This is a genomic window from Protofrankia sp. Cj3 (genome assembly GCF_917627355.1).
Lineage (GTDB): Bacteria > Actinomycetota > Actinomycetes > Frankiales > Frankiaceae > Protofrankia.
Genome location: NZ_CAKJTR010000060.1, coordinates 24573 through 27780, shown reverse-complemented (window position 1 = coordinate 27780; position 3208 = coordinate 24573). Strand labels below are relative to the sequence as shown.

Annotated in this window: 3 protein-coding genes; 2 read left to right on the top strand and 1 reads right to left on the bottom strand. The window is 72.5% G+C overall.

Features of this window, described 5'->3' with window-relative positions; all coding sequences use genetic code 11:
- Positions 1–587: FAD-binding oxidoreductase (locus MJ783_RS10600; protein ID WP_370651593.1), on the bottom strand; the 587-nt coding region annotated here is incomplete at its 3' end.
- Between the two features lie 207 nt (positions 588–794).
- On the opposite strand from MJ783_RS10600, the gene MJ783_RS10595 reads away from it, so the two are divergent.
- Positions 795–2057: a glycosyltransferase family 1 protein gene (locus tag MJ783_RS10595; RefSeq protein WP_239310226.1), complete on the top strand. Its 1263-nt coding sequence runs from the start codon at positions 795–797 to the stop codon at positions 2055–2057.
- Positions 2054–3208, top strand: a 1155-nt coding sequence (locus tag MJ783_RS10590; RefSeq protein WP_239310225.1) for a glycosyltransferase, incomplete at its 3' end; no start/stop codon positions are given. The genes MJ783_RS10595 and MJ783_RS10590, both read left to right, overlap by 4 nt.

Below are 3208 nucleotides of genomic sequence, written 5' to 3'. Positions count from 1 at the left end.
AGGGTGCCCTCACTGCCCACGAACAGGGCGGGTAGATCGTAACCGACGTTGTCCTTGGGGAGCCCGGTGAGCCGCCGCACGACCCGGCCGTCGGCGAGTACCGCTTCCAGCCCGGCGACCTGGCCGCGGGTCATCCCGTGCCGTAGGACCCGTTCACCGCCGGCGTTGGTCGCGGCGATGCCGCCCAGCGTCGCCGAATCCCGTGCGGCGAGGTCCACGCCGCTGTCGAGGCCGGCCGCGCGCGCATGCGCCTGGACGTCGGCGAGAGTAGCGCCCGCGCCCGCGGTGACCAGGCCCGCGGCCGCGTCGACCGGTTCGATCGCGGTGAGCCGGCGCAGGCTGAGCACCACCGCGCCGATGGCGGCCCCGGCCGGTACCGAACCGCCGACCAGGCCGGTGTTGCCGCCCTGCGGCACGACGGGTACGCCATGGGCGGCGCAGACGCGCAGCACGGCGGCGACCTCATCGGTCGACCCGGGCCGGGCCACGGCGGTAGCCCGACCGGTGAAGGCCCCCGTCCAGTCGGTTTCGTAACCGGCGGTGAGATCGGGATCGACCAGGACGTGGGCCGCGCCGAGGAGCCCCATGAGATCTGTGATCAGCCGGCTGTCGCCAGAACGGCCGGTGTTGCGCCGGACGGTCCCATCCACGATCCCGCTCACGATCCCGGCCTCCATGAATGACTGCCTTCTCACGCTACGCCGCGATCAGTAACACCAAGTCGTGCCACAATGTTCACGTTGTGGACGAGCGGATGTCCGGGATCTATAGCCGTAGCTTGGGAGCGTAATGTTGTGCGCGTAGCGGTGGTAACCGAGTCGTTCCTGCCGCACGTGGACGGGGTGACAAACTCGGTTTGCCGTGTGCTCGAACACCTTCGGGACCGCGGGCACGAAGCGCTTGTCATCGCCCCAGCCGCCGGCACGCACGTACCCGCCGCCGATCCGGACATCTATGCCGGCGCTCGGATACTACGCGCACCATCTGTTCCGCTGCCAGGGTATCCGACATTCCGGGTGGCCACCCCGTGGCCCCGGCTGGTCGGTGTGCTGGCGGGGTTCCGGCCCGACGTCGTGCACCTGGCGGCTCCGGCGGGGCTGGGCGCGCAGTCGGCGTTCGCCGCGTGGCGGCTGGGGCTGCCGAGCGTCGCCGTCTACCAGACCGACTTCGCCGGCTTCGCCGCTCGCTACGGACTGGGCCAGGCGGAACGCACCATCTGGCGATGGGTGGCGACCGTCCACCGGCTGGCCGGGCGGACGCTCGCGCCGTCCTGGCCCGCGGTCGACATGCTGCTGAGCCAGGGCGTTCACCGGATCGCCCGCTGGGCCCGCGGGGTCGATCTCGAGCGGTTCAACCCGCGTCATCGGGACGCCGAGCTGCGCCGCCGCCTCGCGCCCGAGGGCGAGGTACTGGTCGGCTACGTCGGCCGGCTCGCCCGGGAGAAGCGGATACACCTGCTCGGCGCGGTGCGGGATTTTCCCGGGGTCCGGCTGGTCATCGTCGGCGACGGGCCGATGCGGGCGACGCTCGAACGTCAGTTGCCGCAGGCCACGTTTCTCGGTTTCCAGTCCGGCCGGGAACTGTCCGCGACTGTCGCGAGCCTCGACATGTTCGTCCACACCGGCTCCCACGAGACGTTCTGCCAGGCCGCGCAGGAGGCGAAGGCCAGCGGCGTCCCGGTGGTCGCCCCGGCCGCGGGCGGCCTGCTCGACGTGGTCGATGACGGGCACACCGGCCTGCACTTCACCCCGGACTCCCCGGCCGCGCTGGCCGACCGCGTCGCGATGCTCCTCGCCGACGGCGATCGGCGCCGGGCGATGGGCGCCGCCGCCCGGCGATCGGTCGCGGGCTGCGGGTGGAGCGCGATCGGGGACGAGCTTATCGGCCACTACCACGACGTCCGCGGTTTCAGGATGGCGCAGGCGCGGGTCGGCGCCCTGCGTTCGCGGACCGTCCTCGCCCGCCGGGCGCGGCTCCGCCGGGCCGCTGCCGACCACTACGGCCCAGACAGCGGCGGGAACGGCGCATATCACTACGAGGACGGGAGCATCCGGTGAAAATCGTTCAGGCCGCCAACTTCGTCGCGCCGCGGTCCGGTGGTATCCGCACGACCATGCGCCATCTCGCCGCCGGCTACACCGCGGCCGGTCATGAGGTCATCCAGGTCCTGCCCGGGGAGCGGGACAGCGTCCGTTACGCTCCCGAGGCTCGGGTGGTGACCATGCGCGCACCGCTGGTGCCTGGCACGGACTACCGTGTCCTGACCGACCCATGGCGGGTCATCCGGCATCTTGACGCCGCGGCGCCCGACCGCGTCGAGGTGCACGACCGGGCCTCGCTGCGGCCGCTGGGCCGCTGGGCCAGCCGTGCCGGCGTGGGCTCTCTCGTCGTCAGCCATGAGCGCCTTGACCGGTTGTTGAACCTGTGGACGCCGCGTCCGCTGCGCGGAGTGCTGCCGGTCCGTGCCGCGGCTGACCGGTCCAACAGCGCGCTTGCCCGGACCTTTGACACGGTGGTCGCCACCACCGCGTGGGCCGGGACCGAGTTCGTCCGCATCGGCGCGGCGAACCTGCGCCAGATCCCGCTGGGCGTCGATCTCGATCGTTTCCACCCCGGCCGTTACGACAGCGCGCTGCGTCGGGCGTTCGCCCGTGACAGCGAGGTGCTCCTGGTCAACGTCGGCCGGCTGTCGCCGGAAAAACGGGCGGATACCGCCGTGGACGCGCTGGCGGAGCTCGTCCGCCGCGGGGTGGCCGCCCGCCTGGTGATCGCCGGTGACGGTCCGAGCCGGGGGCGGCTCACCCGGCGCGCGAGCGGCCTCCCGGTCATCTTCCTCGGTCACGTGGCGGACCGGGACCGTCTGGCCAGCCTGTTGACCACCGCGGACGCGGTACTCGCTCCCGGGCCGGTGGAGACGTTCGGCCTGGCGGCGCTGGAGGCGATGGCGAGCGGTACCCCGGTGGTCGTCCACCACAGCAGCGCGCTTGCGGAGCTTGTCACACCGGGCAGCGGAATCGTCGCGGCAGGCAGCGGCTGGACCTTCGCCGACGCTGTCGAAGAGCTGCTTGCCATCGATACGCCCACCCGTCGGCGCACGGCTCGGGCGCGCGCCGAGGACTTCCCGTGGGCCGTCACCGTCGACGGGTTCCTCGCCGCGCACGGCCTGCCCTCGCTGCCCGCGCATAGCGTCGTGTTGGGCGTTGCCGGT